The organism is Klebsiella sp. HC6, from assembly GCF_022605325.1.
In the GTDB taxonomy this organism is placed as follows: Bacteria; Pseudomonadota; Gammaproteobacteria; order Enterobacterales; family Enterobacteriaceae; genus Klebsiella; species Klebsiella terrigena.
Window position 1 is genome coordinate 5,531,239 of record NZ_CP093276.1, and the last position, 18,969, is coordinate 5,550,207.

General features: G+C 61.1%; 15 protein-coding genes. 11 read left to right on the forward strand and 4 right to left on the reverse strand.

Features of this window, described 5'->3' with window-relative positions; all coding sequences use genetic code 11:
* The first annotated feature begins 20 nt into the window (after positions 1–20).
* From phnL to phnP, 5 genes are read left to right on the forward strand one after another with little or no spacing between them, the layout of a single operon-like run.
* Positions 21–707, forward strand: coding sequence for a phosphonate C-P lyase system protein PhnL (gene phnL, locus MMW58_RS26700; protein ID WP_241723783.1), 687 nt, complete (start codon positions 21–23; stop codon positions 705–707).
* Positions 704–1,840 carry an alpha-D-ribose 1-methylphosphonate 5-triphosphate diphosphatase gene (gene phnM / locus MMW58_RS26705; RefSeq protein ID WP_045853409.1) on the forward strand — a complete coding sequence of 379 codons (1,137 nt, stop codon included), beginning with the start codon at positions 704–706 and terminating at the stop codon, positions 1,838–1,840. Before phnL ends, phnM begins: the two co-directional genes overlap by 4 nt.
* Positions 1,840–2,406 (forward strand): ribose 1,5-bisphosphokinase, encoded by a 567-nt coding sequence (gene phnN, locus MMW58_RS26710; protein ID WP_241722450.1) that lies wholly within the window; start codon positions 1,840–1,842, stop codon positions 2,404–2,406. The genes phnM and phnN overlap by 1 nt, the downstream gene beginning before the upstream one ends.
* Complete coding sequence (gene phnO, locus MMW58_RS26715; RefSeq protein ID WP_159237463.1) at positions 2,393–2,827, forward strand: aminoalkylphosphonate N-acetyltransferase; 435 nt, start codon at positions 2,393–2,395, stop codon at positions 2,825–2,827. The genes phnN and phnO overlap by 14 nt, the downstream gene beginning before the upstream one ends.
* 9 nt (positions 2,828–2,836) lie before the next feature.
* Entirely contained in the window at positions 2,837–3,595 is a 759-nt protein-coding gene (gene phnP / locus MMW58_RS26720; RefSeq protein WP_133601130.1) for a phosphonate metabolism protein PhnP, read from the forward strand.
* A 22-nt stretch (positions 3,596–3,617) separates the two neighbouring features.
* On the opposite strand, the gene yjdP is transcribed toward phnP, so the two are convergent.
* Both yjdP and MMW58_RS26730 read right to left on the reverse strand, forming a co-directional pair.
* On the reverse strand, positions 3,618–3,968 hold the full coding sequence (yjdP, locus tag MMW58_RS26725; RefSeq protein WP_133601131.1) for a DDRRRQL repeat protein YjdP: 351 nt from the start codon (positions 3,966–3,968) through the stop codon (positions 3,618–3,620).
* 83 nt (positions 3,969–4,051) lie between these two features.
* Positions 4,052–6,625, reverse strand: coding sequence for an ATP-binding protein (locus MMW58_RS26730; RefSeq protein ID WP_241722451.1), 2,574 nt, complete (start codon positions 6,623–6,625; stop codon positions 4,052–4,054).
* 185 nt (positions 6,626–6,810) lie between these two features.
* Here MMW58_RS26730 and MMW58_RS26735 point away from each other — a divergent pair, with 185 nt between their 5' ends.
* Genes MMW58_RS26735 through MMW58_RS26745 form a run of 3 tightly spaced genes read left to right on the forward strand, consistent with a single transcriptional unit; the run spans position 6,811 to position 10,307 of the window.
* On the forward strand, positions 6,811–8,331 hold the full coding sequence (locus tag MMW58_RS26735; RefSeq protein ID WP_159237460.1) for a sugar ABC transporter ATP-binding protein: 1,521 nt from the start codon (positions 6,811–6,813) through the stop codon (positions 8,329–8,331).
* Positions 8,328–9,329 carry an ABC transporter permease subunit gene (locus MMW58_RS26740; protein ID WP_041143647.1) on the forward strand — a complete coding sequence of 334 codons (1,002 nt, stop codon included), beginning with the start codon at positions 8,328–8,330 and terminating at the stop codon, positions 9,327–9,329. Before MMW58_RS26735 ends, MMW58_RS26740 begins: the two co-directional genes overlap by 4 nt.
* 36 nt (positions 9,330–9,365) lie before the next feature.
* Positions 9,366–10,307 (forward strand): ABC transporter substrate-binding protein, encoded by a 942-nt coding sequence (locus MMW58_RS26745; protein WP_045853416.1) that lies wholly within the window; start codon positions 9,366–9,368, stop codon positions 10,305–10,307.
* Positions 10,308–10,361: 54 nt separating this feature from the next.
* Here MMW58_RS26745 and MMW58_RS26750 read toward each other — a convergent pair whose 3' ends face one another.
* Positions 10,362–11,093 (reverse strand): response regulator, encoded by a 732-nt coding sequence (locus tag MMW58_RS26750; protein WP_241722452.1) that lies wholly within the window; start codon positions 11,091–11,093, stop codon positions 10,362–10,364.
* 273 nt (positions 11,094–11,366) lie between these two features.
* Here MMW58_RS26750 and fdhF point away from each other — a divergent pair, with 273 nt between their 5' ends.
* Positions 11,367–13,514 (forward strand): formate dehydrogenase subunit alpha, encoded by a 2,148-nt coding sequence (gene fdhF, locus MMW58_RS26755; protein ID WP_241722453.1) that lies wholly within the window; start codon positions 11,367–11,369, stop codon positions 13,512–13,514.
* A gap of 189 nt (positions 13,515–13,703) precedes the next feature.
* Positions 13,704–14,387, forward strand: coding sequence for a tetratricopeptide repeat protein (locus tag MMW58_RS26760; RefSeq protein ID WP_133601218.1), 684 nt, complete (start codon positions 13,704–13,706; stop codon positions 14,385–14,387).
* 765 nt (positions 14,388–15,152) lie between these two features.
* Here the strand turns inward: MMW58_RS26760 and gltP are convergent.
* On the reverse strand, positions 15,153–16,463 hold the full coding sequence (gltP, locus tag MMW58_RS26765) for a glutamate/aspartate:proton symporter GltP (RefSeq protein WP_133601219.1): 1,311 nt from the start codon (positions 16,461–16,463) through the stop codon (positions 15,153–15,155).
* A gap of 414 nt (positions 16,464–16,877) precedes the next feature.
* Between gltP and acs the strand changes: the two genes are divergently transcribed.
* Positions 16,878–18,836, forward strand: a complete 1,959-nt coding sequence (gene acs, locus MMW58_RS26770) for an acetate--CoA ligase (RefSeq protein ID WP_045853422.1) — start codon at positions 16,878–16,880, stop codon at positions 18,834–18,836.
* Positions 18,837–18,969 lie beyond the last annotated feature (133 nt).

The window sequence follows — 18,969 nt, forward strand, 5'->3', positions numbered from 1 at the left end:
CAGGCACTATGAGGCAACAAATGAACGCCATCCGCGTTGAAAACGTACATAAAACCTTTGTCCTGCATCAGCAAAACGGCGTCCGCCTGCCGGTGCTCGCCGACGCTTCGCTAACGGTTAACGCCGGAGAGTGCGTGGTGCTGCACGGCCATTCCGGCAGCGGTAAATCCACCCTGCTGCGCTCGCTTTACGCCAACTACCTGCCGGATGCCGGGCATATTCACGTCCGCCACGGCGAGGAGTGGGTTGACCTGGTGAACGCCTCGGCGCGCAAGGTGCTGGAAGTGCGTAAAACCACCATCGGCTGGGTCAGCCAGTTCCTGCGGGTCATCCCGCGGATTTCAGCGCTGGAGGTGGTGATGCAGCCGCTGCTGGATCTCGGCATCCCGCGCGAAGCATGCGCCGCCAAGGCCGCGCGCCTGCTGACGCGCCTGAACGTCCCGGAACGTCTGTGGCACCTTGCCCCGTCCACCTTCTCCGGCGGCGAGCAGCAGCGGGTCAACATCGCCCGCGGCTTCGCCGTTGACTATCCGATCCTCCTGCTCGACGAGCCTACCGCCTCCCTCGACGCCAAAAATAGCGCCGCGGTGGTGGAGCTGATTAACGAAGCCAAAGCCCGCGGCGCGGCTATTGTCGGCATTTTCCATGATGAAACGATACGCAACCTGGTGGCCGACCGGCTGCATCCGATGGGAATAACAGCATGATTATCAACAATGTAAAACTGGTTCTCGAAGATGAAGTGGTGAACGGTTCGCTGGAGGTGCAGGAGGGCATGATTTACGCGTTTGCCGAAAGCCAAAGCCAGCTGCCGCAGGCTATCGACGGCGAGGGCGGCTGGCTGCTGCCGGGGCTCATCGAGCTGCATACCGATAATCTGGACAAGTTTTTTACCCCGCGCCCGAAGGTTGACTGGCCCGCCCACTCGGCGATGAGCAGCCACGATGCGCTGATGATCGCCAGCGGGATCACCACCGTGCTGGATGCGGTGGCCATCGGCGACGTCCGCGACGGCGGCGACCGGCTGGAAAATCTGGAAAAGATGATCAACGCCATCGAGGAGACGCAAAAGCGCGGCGTTAACCGCGCCGAGCACCGCCTGCACCTGCGCTGCGAGCTGCCGCACCACACCACCCTGCCGCTGTTTGAGAAGCTGGTTGGCCGCGAGCCGGTGAGCATGGTCTCCCTGATGGACCACTCTCCAGGGCAGCGCCAGTACGCCGACCGCAGCAAGTACCGCGATTACTACCAGGGGAAATATCATCTGACCAACGAAGAGATGGACCGCTTCGAGGAGGAGCAGATGGCGCTGGCGGCGACCTGGTCGCAGCCAAACCGCGAAACCATCGCCGCCATCTGCCGCGAGCGTAAGATCGCCCTCGCCAGCCACGATGACGCCACCCGTGAACATGTCGTCGAATCGCACCAGCTTGGCAGCGTGATCGCCGAATTTCCTACCACCTTAGCCGCCGCAGAGGCCTCGCGTCAGCACGGCATGAACGTGCTGATGGGGGCGCCGAATATCGTGCGCGGCGGCTCGCACTCCGGCAACGTCGCCGCCCACCGGCTGGCGGCCGATAATCTGCTGGATATTCTCTCATCCGACTACTATCCCGCCAGCCTGCTGGATGCCGCCTTCCGCATCGCCGATGACGACGGCAACCGCTTCACGCTGCCGCAGGCGATTCGCCTGGTGAGCAAAAATCCGGCGCAGGCGCTGGGTCTAGGCGACCGCGGAGCCATTGCCGAAGGTAAACGTGCCGACCTCGTGCTGGCCCATCGCCGCGGGGAGCATGTGCATATCGACCACGTCTGGCGTCAAGGAAAGAGGGTTTTCTAATGTCCGGGAAACTGATTTGGCTGGTGGGGCCTTCCGGCTCTGGAAAAGATAGTCTGCTGGCGGCGCTCCGCCAGCGCGAGCACTCGCAGCTGCTGGTTGCGCATCGCTATATTACGCGCCCCTTTAACGCCGGGAGCGAAAACCATATTGCCCTCAGCAAGCCGGAGTTTTTCAGCCGCGCCGAGCGCCAGCTTTTTGCTCTCAGCTGGCACGCCAATAACAATTACTACGGGATTGGCATCGAAATTGACCTCTGGCTGCACGCCGGTTTCGACGTGGTGGCCAACGGCTCCCGCGCGCATCTGGCGCAGGCCCGGGCGCGCTACGCCGACGCCCTGCTGCCTATCTGCCTGCAGGTCACGCCGGAGGTGCTGCGCCAGCGTCTGCAGCAGCGCGGCCGGGAGAACGAAACGGAGATCGCCCAGCGGCTTGAGCGCGCCGCACGCTACGCGCCAACGGACTGCCTGACCTTAAATAACGACGGTACGCTGCCGCAGTCGGTGGACACCCTGGTCTCGCTGATTCGAACTCACCGCCAGCGCGAGCACCAGCATGCGGACCTGTAAGCTACGCGAGGCGACCCTCGACGACAGCCACGCCGTCTATGCGTTAATTTGCGAATTAAAGCAAAAAACCTACGATCGCGACGCTTTCTCCCGCGGCTTTGCCATGAACCTGCAAAATCCCACCCTGCGCTATCAGCTGGCGGAGGTGGATGGCGAAACCGTCGGGCTCATTGGGCTCCAGCTGCAGTTTCCGCTCAATTTCAACGCCTGGATCGGCGAAGTACAGGAGCTGGTGGTTCTGCCGCAAATGCGCGGTCTGCAGGTGGGCCAGGCGCTGCTGGCGTGGGCCGAGCAGGAAGCCCGCAGCCGCGGCGCCACCATGGTTGAGCTCTCCAGCGGGAAAGCTCGCCCCGACGCCCACCGCTTCTATCTGCGCGAAGGGTACGCACAAAGTCATCTTCGTTTTAAAAAAGCGCTGTGAGGAGGAGGTATGAGCCTGACTATCCGCTTAACCGGCACCGGCGGCGCCCAACTGGTGCCGGCCTTCGGCTGCGACTGCGCCGCCTGTCGCCGCGCCCGCGCTGATGAGGCCCACCGCCGCCGCCCCTGCAGCGCGGCGGTGAAGTTCAACCACGCCGTGACCCTGCTGGACGCCGGCCTTCCGGACCTGATGGAGCGCTGGCCCGCCGGGAGTTTTCAGCAGATCCTGCTCACCCACTATCATATGGATCATGTCCAGGGCCTGTTCCCGCTGCGCTGGGGCGTGGGGGCGCAGATCCCGGTGTTTGGGCCGCCGGATGAAGAGGGCTGCGACGATCTGTTTAAGCATCCCGGGCTGCTGGATTTTAGCCATACCGTCGCCCCCTTCGTGGTTTTTGAGCTGCAGGGGCTCAGGGTGACCCCGCTGCCGCTAAACCATTCAAAGCTGACGTTCGGCTATCTGCTGGAGTCGGCGCACAGCCGCGTGGCGTGGCTGGCGGATACTGCCGGGCTGCCGGAGAAAACGCTGAAGTTCCTGCTCAATAACCAGCCGCAGGCGATGATTATCGACTGCAGCCACGAGCCGCGTCCGCAAACTCCGCGCAACCACTGCGATTTAAATACGGTGCGGGCCATCAACCTGATCGTGGGCTGCCCGCGGGTCATTCTCACCCATATCGACCACCGGTTTGATGCCTGGATGATGGACAACGCCCTGCCGTCAGGGTTTGAGGCGGGCTATGACGGTATGGAGATCGTGCTGGATTAGGCATCGCGCAAACGAGGCAGGATCAGTCGTCGTCGTCCAGCCGACGGCGATCGTTTTCCAGCTGCCGACGATCCTGATCCAGCTGGCGCTGGCGATCGTCAAGCTGGCGGCGGCGATCGTCCAGCTGACGCAGCCGATCGTCATACTGGCGTTGGCGATCGCGGCTTTGCTGACGACTCTGCTGATAGCGCCCGTCATCATCGCGGCCGTCGCTATAGCGATCGTCGTCATCGGAGCGGCTATCGCCAGGGCTGTATGCGTCATTAATCGCCTGCTGAATATTGCCGATGGCGTCGTCAATAAGATCGGCGTGCGCAAGCTGGCTGCTCAGCGACAGGGTACAGAGGATCACAGCGGTCAAATAGCGTTTCATAGGGCCAGTCTCTTCGGGGGGCTGGCCCTACGGTAATCAACGACCGCCGCGGCGAGTAGCGGAGGAATCTCAATTAGATGCCGCTAGCGGGGCGCAACCACGGCGCTTCGCAGCGCCTGCTGCAGCTGGGCGCGGGTGAAGGGCTTACGCAGCAGCTCGACGTCCGGCAGCGCGGGGTTATGCGCCGGGCGCAGATCCTGACCGCTGATCAGCAGCAGCGCCACCGTCGGGAAGCGACGCTGCGTTTCGTTAATAACCTCCGCGCCGCTCAGCCTTCCCGGCAGCATCAGATCGCTTATCAGCAGCGCGATATCCGGCGAAGCCTCGAGCATCTGCAGCGCCTGCTCGCCGCTGGCGGTTTCCAGCGTCAGCCAGCCAAGCTGGTGCAGCTGCTCGCACAGGGTCTGGCGCACGTCCGCCTCATCCTCGAGCACCAGCGCCAGCCGCTCGGCGCCAGTTTCCTGCTCGGCCTCTGGCAGCAGCCCGCTGGCCGTCGCCTGTACCGCCGCGCGCGGCAGCTGTAGCCGCACCGTCGTCCCCTGACCCGGCGCGCTCTCAATTGCCACCCTTCCCCCGGACTGGCGCACAAAGCCATACACCATCGACAGCCCGAGGCCGCTGCCGCTGCCGGTCTGTTTGGTGGTAAAGAAGGGTTCAAACACCTGCGCTTTCACCTCCAGCGACATCCCGCAGCCGTGATCGACCACCTCCAGTGCCACCATATCCTGCCGCCGCCCGTCGCTGCGCGCCACGCGCTGGTTCCAGCTGCGAATTCTTATCACGCCGGGCCGCCCTTCCATCGCGTCCCGCGCGTTCATCACCAGGTTGATAATGGCGTTTTCCAGCTGGCCGACGTCAATCCACGCCGGCCAGGCGGGGGACTGCGCCTCAATCTCGAGGCTCAGCGCCGCCGGCAGAGAGTGGCGCATCAGTTCGCCGAGGTTCTCCAGCAGCGGCTTCATCTCAACGGCGTGCGGGTGCAGCGACTGCTTGCGCGAGAAGGCCAGCAGCCGCTGGGTCAGCAGCGCGCCGCGTTCGGCGGCCTTGCGCGCTCTTGAGATGCGCGCCGCGTCGCCCTCGTGGGGCTGAACCAGCTCAAGGCTGCCGATTATCACCGCCAGCAGGTTATTAAAATCATGCGCCAGGCCGCCGGTCAGCTGGCCGACGGCCTTCATTTTCTGGCTATGGAGCAGCGCCTGCTCCAGCCCCTTGCGCTCGGTGCGATCGAGCACCACGTTGACCAGACCGCGCCCCGGCACCGGGCTGAAGCGCAGCTCAATCGTCCGGTCGTTCGCCAGCTGCAGCTCCTGCGGCTTCGGCAGCGGTGAAGCGAGGTTGGCCCGCACGTGCTCCGCCAGGGGCGCCGCCCGGCTCAGCAGCTGCTGGTAGTGCATGCCGCGCTGCAGCTCCTGTGCCGCCAGCCCGAGCAGCAGCGGATACTGCGGATTCCACACCACCAGCTGCCCCTGATTATCAAACAGGGCAAAGCCGTCGCGCATCGCGTGGAAGGTGGTCTCCAGCAGGGTGCTTTTCTCCTTCAGCAGCTGGGACGTGTGGGCCAGCGAGGCGGTATTGCGGGCGAAGACGTTGAAGGCGCGCGCCAGCTCGCCCAGCTCATCGCGCCGCTGCAGCGCGGGTACCGAGACGTGGTTCTCGCCGTGGGCCAGCCGCGACATGGCGCGTGAAATAGCGGTCAGGTTGGAGCCAAGATTGCGGTAGATATACCAGCCGGCGCAGCCGGTGATCGCCAGCGCCAGCAGCGCCGACAGCAGAATAAACATGCTGATGGAGCGCAGCTCCTGATGGCTTTGCGCCGCCCGCAGCTCCGACGCCTGCGCCACCCTGGCGACATACTGATTAATATCGCTATTCAGCAGCGCCACCAGCGCCTTGATATGGAACATATACCAGCCGATCGCCAGATCGCTCTCCTCCAGCTGGGCCGACAGCGGCTCCAGCCGGGCAAGCTCGATCTTAAAATCCGCGAGGATCAAGGCCTGCGTCGGGTCGGTGCTGGTTTGCGGCAGGAAGCCCATCACCTCATCCAGCTGCTGCACTATCGAACGCGGCGTTGAGGTGTGGATGGCGGCGGTAATCAGCCGATCCATCTCCACCAGCCGCTGCGGAGCGATCGCCGGCGCGCCGGGCCGATCGCTAAGATCCTGCAGATGGAGCAGATAGCTCTGATTTTGATACAGCGAGCTGAGCAGCTCATAGCGCTGCAGATGGCGCCGCTGGCCGCGCACCAGCATTCCGCCTACGCTCTGCTGCAGCTCGTTGCTGCGGCGAGTAATGCTGGCGACCAGCGTCAGCTCCTGCTGCGCCAGCGGCGCGGCGGCAAGCTGGGACAGCGAGTGCTTCAGCGCCTGCTGCGTCTCCAGCAGACGCTCGGCCTCGCTTTTATACTCCAGCGCGCCCACCACCTGCGAGAGCCGAACCGCCGCGGTGGCAACGTTGGCGGTATCGCGGGCCAGGTTCATGCTGCCGGTCATATCGTCCAGCGTCTGCCGCTGCACCTGCTCCTGCAGCAGGCTGGCGTGGCGAAAACCCAGTATCGCCACCCCGGCGACCATCAGCGTCACCGCCACCATCAGCAGGTTAAACGAAAGCAGGCGTCCGCGGGCGCTGGTGAAAAACGGATAACGATGGGATGGCATGGTCGGCTCCGCGCTATTTTTGTTTATCCTGGCGGCTGGCGGCGGCAACGGGGAGAGTAACGTTGCGTAATTGTGATCAAGATTAACTATTCATCAATATGACAAATATGAACGGCTTCTGACATTTTGCATTTATCAACCCGTGGTCCACTGCTGCTATCGACCGCTCTCGCAGGAGACCCTGTATGCCAGCAACGCCGGTACTATCCATGCGCAATATTGCCAAAGCCTTTGGCAAATTTTATGCGCTGAAAGGCGTCGATCTGACGGTTTGGCCCGGCGAGATCCACGCCCTGATGGGCGAGAACGGCGCCGGAAAAAGCACGCTCATGAAGATCCTCGCCGGCGCCTATACCGCCACCAGCGGCGAGATCCTGATCGACGGTAAACCGCACGCCATCAAAGGGCCAAAAGACGCGCTGGCGGCAGGCATCACGCTGATTTATCAGGAGATGCAGCTGGCGCCCAACCTCACCGTCGCCGAAAATATTTTCCTCGGCAGCGAGCTGGCGCGCGGCGGGCTGGTACAGCGCAAAGAGATGCAGAGCCAGGCCCAGGCGGTGATTGACCGTCTTGGCGCCCAGTTTAAGGCCAGCGATCGGGTGATGAAGCTGACCATCGCCGAACAGCAGCAGGTGGAGATCGCCCGCGCCCTGCACCGTAACAGCCGAATTCTGGTGATGGATGAGCCGACCGCCGCCCTCTCTTCGCGTGAAACCCAGCGCCTGTTTGAGTTGATTCTGCGCCTGCGCGACGAAGGCATGGCGATTATCTATATCAGCCACCGCATGGCGGAAGTTTATGAGCTGTCCGACCGCGTCAGCGTCCTGCGCGACGGCCAGTACGTCGGCAGCCTGACCCGCGACAGGCTCAACGCCTCCGAGCTGGTGCGCATGATGGTGGGACGTCCGCTTAGCGATCTGTTTAATAAAGAGCGCGATATCCCCCTCGGCCAGCCGCGCCTGCGGGTGCAGGATTTGACCGACGGCAGCAAGGTGAAGCCGAGCAGCCTGGTGGTGCACGCCGGGGAGATCGTCGGCCTCGCCGGGCTGGTCGGCGCCGGACGCTCCGAGCTGGCGCAGCTGGTTTTCGGCGTGCGCAAGGCGAGCGGCGGCGTGATTGAAGTCGACGGCGAGCCGGTGGTTATCCACTCGCCGCGCGAGGCCATCGATCTCGGCATCGGCTTTCTTACCGAGAACCGCAAGGAGCAGGGGCTGTTTCTCGAACTGGCGGCGCAGGAAAACATCACCATGGCGACGCTGGAGCGCGACGCCAGCTGGGGGATGCTCAACCGCAAGAAGGCGCAGACCATCTCCGATGACGCCATCTCGCTGCTCAATATTCGCGTCCCGCATTCGCAGGTGCGGGCGGGCGGCCTTTCCGGCGGCAACCAGCAAAAGCTGCTGATCTCCCGCTGGGTGGCGATCGGCCCGCGCATTCTGATCCTCGATGAACCGACGCGCGGCGTCGACGTCGGCGCCAAAAGCGAAATTTACCGCATCATGAACCAGATGGCGCGTCAGGGCGTGGCCATTTTAATGATCTCCAGCGAATTACCGGAAGTGGTCGGTATGAGCGACCGGGTATACGTGATGCGCGAAGGCGCTATCGTCGGCGAACTGCAGGCCGACGAGATCGGCCAGGAAAGCATCATGACGCTGGCCACCGGCGTTAACGACTCTCACCTTAAGGCGGAACAACCATGACAACGCAAAAAGAGACCGCCGCCCGGCCGGTGGCAAAATCAGCGTCGGCGAAAAAAATGCTGATGGGCGATTTGATGCAAACGGTCGGCATCCTGCCGATTTTAATCCTGATCGTCGCGGTATTTGGCTTTATCGCGCCGAACTTCTTTACCGAGAGCAACCTGCTGAACATTACCCGCCAGGCCTCCATCAACATCGTGCTCGCGGCGGGCATGACCTTTATTATTTTGACCGGCGGGATCGACCTGTCGGTCGGCTCTATCCTCGGCACCACCGCGGTGGCGGCGATGGTGGTCTCGCTGATGCCAGAGCTCTCCCTGCTCTCCATTCCGGCGGCGCTGATGCTCGGCCTGCTGCTGGGCCTGTTTAACGGCGCGCTGGTCGCCTTCGCCGGGCTGCCGCCGTTTATCGTTACGCTAGGCACCTATACGGCGCTGCGCGGGGCCGCCTATCTGCTGGCCGACGGCACCACGGTGATCAACTCCGATATCAGCTTCGAATGGATCGGCAACGATTATCTCGGGCCGGTGCCGTGGCTGGTGGTGATCGCCCTGGCGGTGATCGCGGTGTGCTGGTTCATTCTGCGCCGCACCACGCTCGGCGTGCACATCTACGCCGTGGGCGGCAATATGCAGGCCGCCAGGCTCACCGGCATCAAGGTGTGGCTGGTGCTACTGTTCGTCTACGGCATGAGCGGGCTGCTCTCGGGGCTGGGCGGGGTGATGAGCGCTTCGCGGCTCTACAGCGCCAACGGCAACCTCGGCGTGGGCTATGAGCTGGACGCCATCGCCGCGGTGATCCTCGGCGGCACCAGCTTCGTCGGCGGTATCGGCACCATCACCGGTACCCTGGTGGGGGCGCTGATTATCGCCACCCTCAATAACGGCATGACGCTGATGGGCGTCTCCTATTTCTGGCAACTGGTGATCAAAGGGGCGGTGATCATCATTGCGGTACTGATCGACAAATACCGTACCCGACACCATCAAAGTGCATAACAACAATACCAATACCCTACGAGTGAGGAAGACAATATGCGTTTGAAACCGTTAGCGATCGCGCTCTGTGCCGGCACGCTGCTTGCCGCAGCGCCGTTCACCCAGGCTAAAGAACTCAAATCTATCGGCGTGACGGTCGGCGATCTGGCCAACCCGTTCTTCGTCCAGATAACCAAAGGCGCCGAGCTGGAAGCCCGCAAGCTGGCCGGGGATGGCGTCAAAGTGACGCTGGTTTCCAGCGGCTACGATCTCGGTCAGCAGGTCGCGCAGATCGATAACTTTATCGCCGCGAAGGTCGACATGATTATCCTTAACGCCGCCGACTCGAAGGGCATCGGCCCGGCGGTGAAGCGGGCGAAAGACGCGGGCATCGTGGTGGTGGCGGTGGACGTGGCCGCCGAAGGCGCGGACGCGACCATTACCTCCGATAACACCCAGGCGGGCGAAATGGCCTGTAAATACATCACCGACCGCCTGAAAGGGAAAGGCAACGTGGTGATTATCAACGGGCCGCCGGTTTCTGCGGTACAGAACCGCGTCGAAGGCTGCCAGACGGAGTTCAAGCGCCACCCGGATATCAAAGTTCTGTCGTATAACCAGAACGCCAAGGGCAGCCGCGAAGGCGGCCTGGAAATTATGACCTCGCTGCTGGCCGCCAATCCGAAAATCGACGGCGTATTCGCGATTAACGACCCAACCGCCATCGGCGCGGACCTGGCGGCCAAACAGGCCCAGCGCAACGAGTTCTTTATCGTCGGCGTCGACGGCAGTCCGGACGGGGAAGAAGCGTTGAAGCGTAAGAATTCGCTGTTTGTCGCCACTCCGGCCCAGGACCCGCAGGTGATGGCGGCGAAGGCGGTAGAGATTGGCTACGACATCCTGCAGGGCAAACCGGCGCCAACGGCCCCGGTGCTGATCCCGGTGACGATGATCGATAAAAATAACATTGGTACCTATAAAGGCTGGACCGTGAAGTAAGCGGAATCGGCCAGGCAATGCCCCGGGAAGCCTCCGGGGTTAGCCCCTTCGCGGCTACGCCGCCTTATCGCCGTGGATAACGTCCGCGGCGAACACATAGCCCAGGCCGCGCATGGTTTTGATCAGCGCCGGCTGATGCGGATTAAGCTCAATCTTGCGCCGCAGGCGCATGATCAGCACGTCAATCGTCCGGTCAAACACCTCAATGCTCTCGCTGTGGGTCAACGTCAGCAGCTGTTCGCGGTTCAGCACCCGCCGGGCGTTCTGCGCCAGCGCCAGCAGCAGGCCGTACTCGCCCTGGGTCAGCGGCACCGGCTGCTGCTGGGGGTTAAACAGCTCACAGCGTCCGGTGTCCAGCCGCCAGCCGTTAAAAATCAGCCCCGCACCGCCGCTGCCGCCGCTCTCCGCCGCCAGCGCGCCGCTGCGCCTGAGCACCGCTTTCACTCGCGCCACCACCACCCGGGAGTTAAACGGCTTGCCGATATAGTCGTCGGCGCCCATCTCCAGCCCCACCACGACGTCGGCTTCGCTCCCGAGACCGGTCAGCATCACCACCGGCAGATCGGGTCTGCTGCGCTGCAGCTGCTGCAGCACCAGCAGGCCGTTGGTATCGGGTAAAATCATGTCCAGCAGGACGAGGGAAACATCCGCCCGCTGCGCCGCTACCGCCAGCGCTTCGCCGCCGGTTTGGCACACCAGCACGTCAAAAACGTGCGCGCTGAGCACGTCGCACAGCAGTTCGCAGATTGCGCTGTCGTCATCAACAACCAAAATGACCGGTTTCATAGCTTGCCTCTGCCCGCCGGGGATGATCTCTGTATGATTAATTCAGCAAACCACCACCGACAAATCCATTGCCGGATAGCGTTTCTTCAACCCATGTCACAACTCCGCCCGCTTCGACACGTCAAAACTGACGACGCCCTGCTTTTCGTCAGCACTTCGCCCAAAAAACCGGCGTATTATCGGGAAATACCCACAATGAAAATATGGCATAGAAGATGCATAGTGACGGCGTGATAGCGCATATGCGCCAACTGATTAACGGGAGCAAGACCGATGAAAAAAGTCGTCACGGTTTGTCCGTATTGCGCATCAGGTTGCAAAATCAATCTGGTGGTCGATAACGGTAAAATCGTCCGGGCTGAGGCGGCACAGGGGAAAACCAACCAGGGAACCCTGTGCCTGAAGGGCTACTACGGCTGGGACTTTATTAACGATACCCAGATCCTCACCCCGCGCCTGAAAACCCCGATGATCCGCCGCCAGCGCGGCGGCAGGCTGGAGTCCGTCTCCTGGGACGAGGCCCTCGACTACGTTGCCACCCGCCTCAGCGCGATTAAAGAGAAGTACGGCCCGGATGCCATCCAGACCACCGGCTCCTCCCGCGGCACCGGGAATGAAACCAACTATGTGATGCAAAAATTCGCGCGCGCCGTTATTGGTACCAATAACGTCGACTGCTGCGCTCGCGTCTGACACGGCCCATCGGTTGCAGGTCTGCACCAGTCGGTCGGTAACGGCGCTATGAGCAATGCCATCACCGAGATTGATAATACCGATCTCGTGTTTATCTTCGGCTATAACCCGGCCGATTCGCATCCTATCGTGGCGAATCACGTGATTAACGCCAAACGCAACGGAGCGAAGATTATCGTCTGCGATCCGCGCAAGATTGAAACCGCGCGCATTGCCGATATGCATATTGCCTTGAAAAACGGCTCCAACATCGCGCTACTCAACGCCATTGGCCACGTCATTATTGAAGAGGATCTCTACGATAAATCCTTCGTCGCCAGCCGCTCGGAAGGCTTCGGGGAGTATCGCAAAATCGTTGAAGGCTATACGCCGGAGTCGGTGGAAGAGATAACCGGCGTCAGCGCTCAGGAGATCCGCGCCTGCGCCCGGATGTACGCCAGCGCCAAATCCGCCGCCATCCTGTGGGGCATGGGCGTCACCCAGTTCTATCAGGGCGTGGAAACCGTGCGCTCGCTGACCAGCCTGGCGATCATGACCGGCAACCTCGGCAGGCCGAGCGTCGGGGTCAACCCGGTGCGCGGGCAGAACAACGTCCAGGGCGCCTGCGATATGGGCGCCCTGCCGGATACCTATCCGGGCTACCAGTACGTTAAGTTCCCGGAAAACCGGGAGAAGTTCGCCAAAGCCTGGGGCGTGGAGAGCCTGCCGGCGCACGCCGGCTACCGCATCAGCGAGCTGCCGCACCGGGCGGCGCACGGCGAAGTGCGGGCGGCCTATATTATGGGCGAAGATCCGCTGCAGACCGATGCCGAACTCTCGGCGGTGCGCAAAGCCTTTGCAGAGCTTGAGCTGGTTATCGTGCAGGATATTTTCATGACCAAAACCGCGGCGGCGGCGGACGTCATCCTGCCGTCCACCTCGTGGGGCGAGCATGAAGGCGTTTATACCGCCGCGGACCGCGGCTTCCAGCGCTTCTTTAAGGCGGTGGAGCCGAAGTGGGATCTGAAAACCGACTGGCAGATTATCAGCGAGATCGCCACCCGAATGGGCTACCCGATGCGTTACCGCAACACCCAGGAGATCTGGGACGAGCTGCGCCATCTGTGTCCGGACTTTTACGGCGCCACCTACGAGAAGATGGGCGAGCTGGGCTACATCATGTGGCCGTGCCGCGACGAATCCGCCGCCGACCAGGGGACCTCTTATCTGTTTAAAGAGAAATTCGATACCCCCAACGGGCTGGCGCAGTTCTACACCTGCGACTGGGTTGCGCCAATCGACAGGCTCACCGCGGAATATCCGATGGTGCTCTCAACGGTGCGCGAAGTCGGCCACTACTCGTGTCGCTCGATGACCGGTAACTGTGCGGCGCTGGCCGCGCTGGCGGACGAGCCGGGCTATGCGCAAATCAATACCGCCGACGCCGCGCGTCTGGGTATCGAGGATGAGGCGCTGGTGTGGGTTAACTCGCGTAAGGGCCGCATCATCACCCGCGCGCAGGTTAGCGATCGGCCGAATAAGGGGGCGGTGTATATGACCTACCAGTGGTGGATTGGCGCCTGCAACGAGCTGGTGACCGAGAACCTGAGCCCGATAACCAAAACGCCGGAGTACAAGTACTGCGCGGTTAACGTTGAGCGGATTGCCGACCAGCGCGCCGCCGAACAGTACGTCATTGATGAGTACAGTAAGCTGAAAGCCCGCCTGCGCGAAAGCGCGATGGGCTAAGTCAGACCGCTTTCCCGGAGGGGCGCGCCGCGACTTTCCGGGCGACGGATCGGTCCCCCCGCTGGCGCAACGCTCGGCGGCGGGACACATTTATCGCCCCGGTTTCATCACGCCTGCTTAGCGCCTGTCATTTTCTTCTCTTACGCCTCCCTTTATACTGTTAGCTGTATCCCTAATAGATAATAAAAAATGAAATACCTCTATTTATTGCTGGCGCTGGTCTCCCTCGCCGCAGGTGCCATGGAACCAGGCAGTCAGTACAAACAGCAGGCTGAATCGGGCGACCCGCGCGCGCAGTACTATCTCGCCGATACCTACGTCAGCTCCGGCGATTACCCGCAGGCCGAATACTGGGCGCAGAAGTCGGCGGAAAGCGGCGATGGCGACGCGCTGGCGCTGCTGGCGCAGCTGAAGATCCGCAACCCGCAGAACGCCGATTACAAGCAGGCCAGGCAGCTGGCGGAAAAGTCGGTGCAGGCCGGCAGCAAGGCCGGGGAGATCGTCCTTGCCCGGGTGCTGGTTAATCATCAGGCCGGCAAGCCGGACTATTCGCACGCCATCACCCTGCTGCAGGACGCGGCCCAGGACCCGGAAAGCGACTCCGCCGTTGACGCGCAGATGCTGCTCGGGCTGATTTACGCCAGCGGCGTGCAGATTGCGGAAGATGACGCCGCGGCCACGCTCTATTTTAAACGCAGCTCCTCGCTGTCCCGCACCGGCTACGCTGAGTACTGGGCAGGGATGATGTTCCAGCAGGGGGAGAAAGGCTTTATCGAGCCCAATCAGCAGAAGGCCCTGCACTGGCTGAACGTCAGCTGTCAGGAGGGGTTTGATACCGGATGCGAGGAGTTTGAGCGGATAACCAAGGGGTAGCCTCTTCGCGCCCGTACGGCTTTTTACGGTGGTTTGGGCGAAGGCGTGCGTTGTGGCTAGCGCTGTAGCGTAAGTTCTGTGGAATGTTCCGTTCACGGTTAATCCGGCGCTTTTCTCACACCCGCTGCGGGTGAACGGCACGGGGGGCGTTTCGCCCGCCCCCCGTGACCCCCGGCATGGCGCTGAAAACTGCCGCTGCGCGGTACGCTCCACTCCGGCTTCATCTGGCGGCCAGTCCTGGATGCGCGCCTGCGTTCCCGCCAGTTTTCTTGATGCGCCTTAACCCCCTCGCTGTCAGCCCTTAGATACCAGCAGCCAAATCATTGCTGAAGGCTTTTTCAGCAATGGCCATGCAGGCATGAGGCATCGGGATATGCAGCAGGGGGGTTGGGCCGGCTAAAAATCGCTGAGGCGCAGGCGGCTGGCCGGGGCCGCCAGCATGGATGCTGGCGGAGGCAAGCCTTACAGGGACGTTACCTCTTGCCGTCCCCGAATAGCCAGACGGCGGAGACGAAGGTATCGCGCAGCGACGATTTTTCTTGCCGGGATGCCGGGTCCCCAGGGCCGGGCGAAACCGGCCCTGGGCCGTTCACCTATGCCGCAGTAAACAGAAGTATGCGGGAGCAATGGTGAACGGAACATTCCACGGAATATGAACGGAACTTAAAAAGCAGCTTTCGCCCAAACCACCGTTATCTGAAATCCCCTGCCTCACGATAAAAAAAACCCGGCGCAGAGCGCCGGGCTTGCTGTTTCACCGCGCGCTTACTGCGCGGTCTTATCAAATTTACCCAGCACCTCACGTTCGTACGCCAGCGCTTTCTTACGGTCAAATTTGTGCTCCCACTTGGCGATAACCAGCACCGCCAGGGCATTCCCCACCACGTTCAGCGCGGTACGCGCCATATCGAGGATACGGTCAACGCCGGCAATAAAGGCCAGGCCTTCCAGCGGGATCCCGACGCTGCCCAGCGTCGCCAGCAGCACCACAAAGGAGACGCCCGGCACGCCGGCAATCCCTTTCGAGGTCACCATCAGCGTCAGCACCAGGGTAATCTCCTGCCACAGCGACAGGTCAATCCCGTACAGCTGGGCGATAAAGATCGCCGCAATACTCTGGTATAGCGTCGAACCGTCGAGGTTAAAGGAGTAGCCGGTCGGCACCACGAAGCTGGTAATTGAGGCCGGCGCGCCGTAGGCCTCCATCTTCTCAATAATACGCGGCAGCACGCTCTCGGAGCTGGCGGTAGAGTAGGCGAGGATCAGCTCGTCTTTGAGGATACGGATCAGAGTCCAGATGCTCAGGCCGCAGACCCGTGCGACCAGCCCCAGCACCACCAGCGCAAAGAACAGAATCGCGAAATAGACCAGAATCACCAGCTTGGCCAGCGGCCACAGAGAGGCGAAGCCGAAGGTAGCGACGGTCACGGAGATCAGCGCAAACACCCCCACCGGCGCGTAGCGCATCACCATGTGCGTCACTTTGAACATGGTCTCGGAAATGGAGCGGAAAACGGTCACCAGCGGCTCACGATGCGTTGCCGGCAGCGAGGAGAGGCCGAGACCAAACAGCACCGAGAAGAAGATAATCGGCAGCATATCGCCTTTCGCCATCGAGGCGACGATATTGGTCGGCACCAGCGACAAAATCGTCCCCATCAGCCCGTGCGCGTGGCTTTGCACTTCCGCCGTCGTACTTTGGTATTTCGAAATATCGACCGCCGCCAGCTGCGACATATCAATGCCGGTTCCCGGCTGGAAAACGTTGGCCAGGGTAATCCCCAGCACAATCGCCACCGTGGTGATCACTTCAAAATAGATAATCGTTTTGGCGCCAATGCGGCCAAGCTGCTTAGCGTCGCCGACGCCCGCAATCCCGACCACCAGCGTCGAAATCACAATCGGCACCACGATCATTTTGATCAGGTGGATAAAGATATCGCCCGCCGGCGTCAGGAGGTTCGAGATTAACCAGTCACGGCTTTCGGCGTGGTAATGCAGATAACTGCCCAGGAGTATGCCCAGCACCAGGGCCAGCAAAATTTGCCAGGCCAGGCTGACTTTTGTTTTTTTCATCACTACAGACTTCCTCAATGAAAGGCACCATTACCGGAGGTAATGTTACCCACTGAAAGGGGTATGAATTGTGTTGCGTTGCTCTATGGGGTTTTTTAACGCGCGATATGAGTATCATTTGCACGGCATGCTGCGCAAGCCTTTAAGAACAGGCCTTTACTCTGGTTTTATGCATAAAGCCGCTAATTTCCCCCACTTACATTGCATAAGTATCTGTTATAAAAAAATTTTAATCGATTCCATTTCTATAAATTCACTGACGAAATTATTCCACTTAAAAGTTTCATTTGATTAATTTTCATTCAGTTGAATTAATGCGTGATCTGTCCCCCAAATAGCAAACAAAGCGCGCAAAGCCCCTACTATTAACGTTTATTTGACATATATTTAACAACCTACAGGAGAAAAAAAGCCATGAGCCAAATACATAAACACTCTATTCCCGCAAATATTGCGGACAGCTGCCTGATTAACCCGGAACAGTACAAGGCGCAGTATCAACAATCCGTGACCGACCCCGACGCGTACTGGGGCGAGCAGGGTAAAATTCTCGACTGGATACGGCCCTATACGCGCGTGAAGAACACCTCGTTTGCCCCGGGCAACGTCTCTATCAAATGGTATGAGGACGGAACGCTGAACCTGGCGGCCAACTGTCTCGATCGCCACCTCGCGGAGCGCGGCGACCAGACGGCCATCATCTGGGAAGGCGACGATGCCAGCCAGAGCAAGAAAATTACCTATCGCGAGCTGCATCGCGACGTGTGCCGCTTTGCCAACGCCCTGCTCGGCCTCGGGATTAAAAAAGGCGACGTCGTAGCTATCTATATGCCGATGGTGCCCGAAGCGGCAGTTGCGATGCTGGCCTGCGCGCGCATTGGCGCCATCCACTCGGTTATTTTCGGCGGCTTCTCGCCGGAAGCAGTTGCCGGGCGCATCATCGACTCCAGCTCGCGGCTGGTGATCACCGCCGACGAGGGCCTGCGCGCCGGTCGCGCCATTCCGCTGAAGAAAAACGTCGATGACGCGCTGAAAAATCCTAACGTTACCAGCATTGAAAACGTGGTCGTCCTCAAGCGCACCGGGGGCAAAACGGAATGGCACGAGGGTCGCGACCTGTGGTGGAGCGATCTGCTGGAAAACGCCAGCGACCAGCACCAGCCGGAAGAGATGAACGCCGAAGACCCGCTGTTTATCCTCTATACCTCCGGCTCAACCGGCAAGCCGAAAGGCGTCCTGCACACCACCGGGGGCTACCTGGTGTATGCGGCAACGACCTTCAAATACGTATTCGACTATCATCCTGGCGATATCTACTGGTGCACCGCCGACGTGGGCTGGGTAACCGGCCACAGCTACCTGCTGTACGGCCCGCTGGCCTGCGGCGCGACGACGCTGATGTTCGAAGGGGTACCAAACTGGCCGACTCCGGCGCGCATGTGCCAGGTGGTGGATAAGCACCAGGTCAGCATCCTGTATACCGCGCCGACGGCGATCCGCGCGCTGATGGCCGAGGGCGATAAGGCTATCGAAGGCACCGACCGCTCTTCCCTGCGCATTCTGGGCTCCGTCGGCGAGCCGATCAACCCGGAAGCCTGGGAGTGGTACTGGAAGAAAATCGGCAACGAGAAATGCCCGGTGATGGACACCTGGTGGCAGACCGAAACCGGCGGCTTTATGATCACCCCGCTGCCGGGCGCCATTGAGCTGAAGGCCGGCTCCGCCACCCGTCCGTTCTTCGGCGTTCAGCCGGTAATCGTCGATAACGAAGGCACGCCGCTGGAAGGGGCCACCGAGGGCAACCTGGCCATCGCCGACTCCTGGCCAGGCCAGGCGCGTACCCTGTTCGGCGACCACGAGCGCTTCGAGCAAACCTACTTCTCCACCTTTAAAAACATGTACTTCAGCGGCGACGGCGCGCGTCGCGACGAGGATGGCTACTACTGGATAACCGGCCGCGTGGACGACGTGCTGAACGTTTCCGGCCACCGTCTGGGCACCGCAGAAATTGAATCGGCGCTGGTTTCACACCCGAAAATCGCCGAAGCGGCGGTGGTCGGCATCCCGCATAACATCAAAGGTCAGGCCATTTACGCCTACGTCACGCTGAATCACGGTGAAGAGCCGACGCCGGAGCTGTATGCAGAAGTGCGCAACTGGGTGCGTAAAGAGATAGGCCCGCTGGCCACCCCGGACGTGCTGCACTGGACCGATTCGTTACCGAAAACCCGCTCCGGTAAAATCATGCGCCGCATCCTGCGCAAGATTGCCGCCGGTGACACCAGCAACCTCGGCGATACCTCAACGCTCGCCGATCCTGGCGTGGTGGAAAAACTGCTCGAAGAGAAGCAGTCCATCGCAATGCCGTCGTAAATACGTACTGAATCCCTACACCCTCTCCCCAATCGGGGAGAGGAGATAAACATAAAACCTTCCTAAGGATTCCAGGCAGCAGGAAAGCGGTAAGCAGGCAGATTCCCGACGGTTTACCGTCGGGCGGACGCGT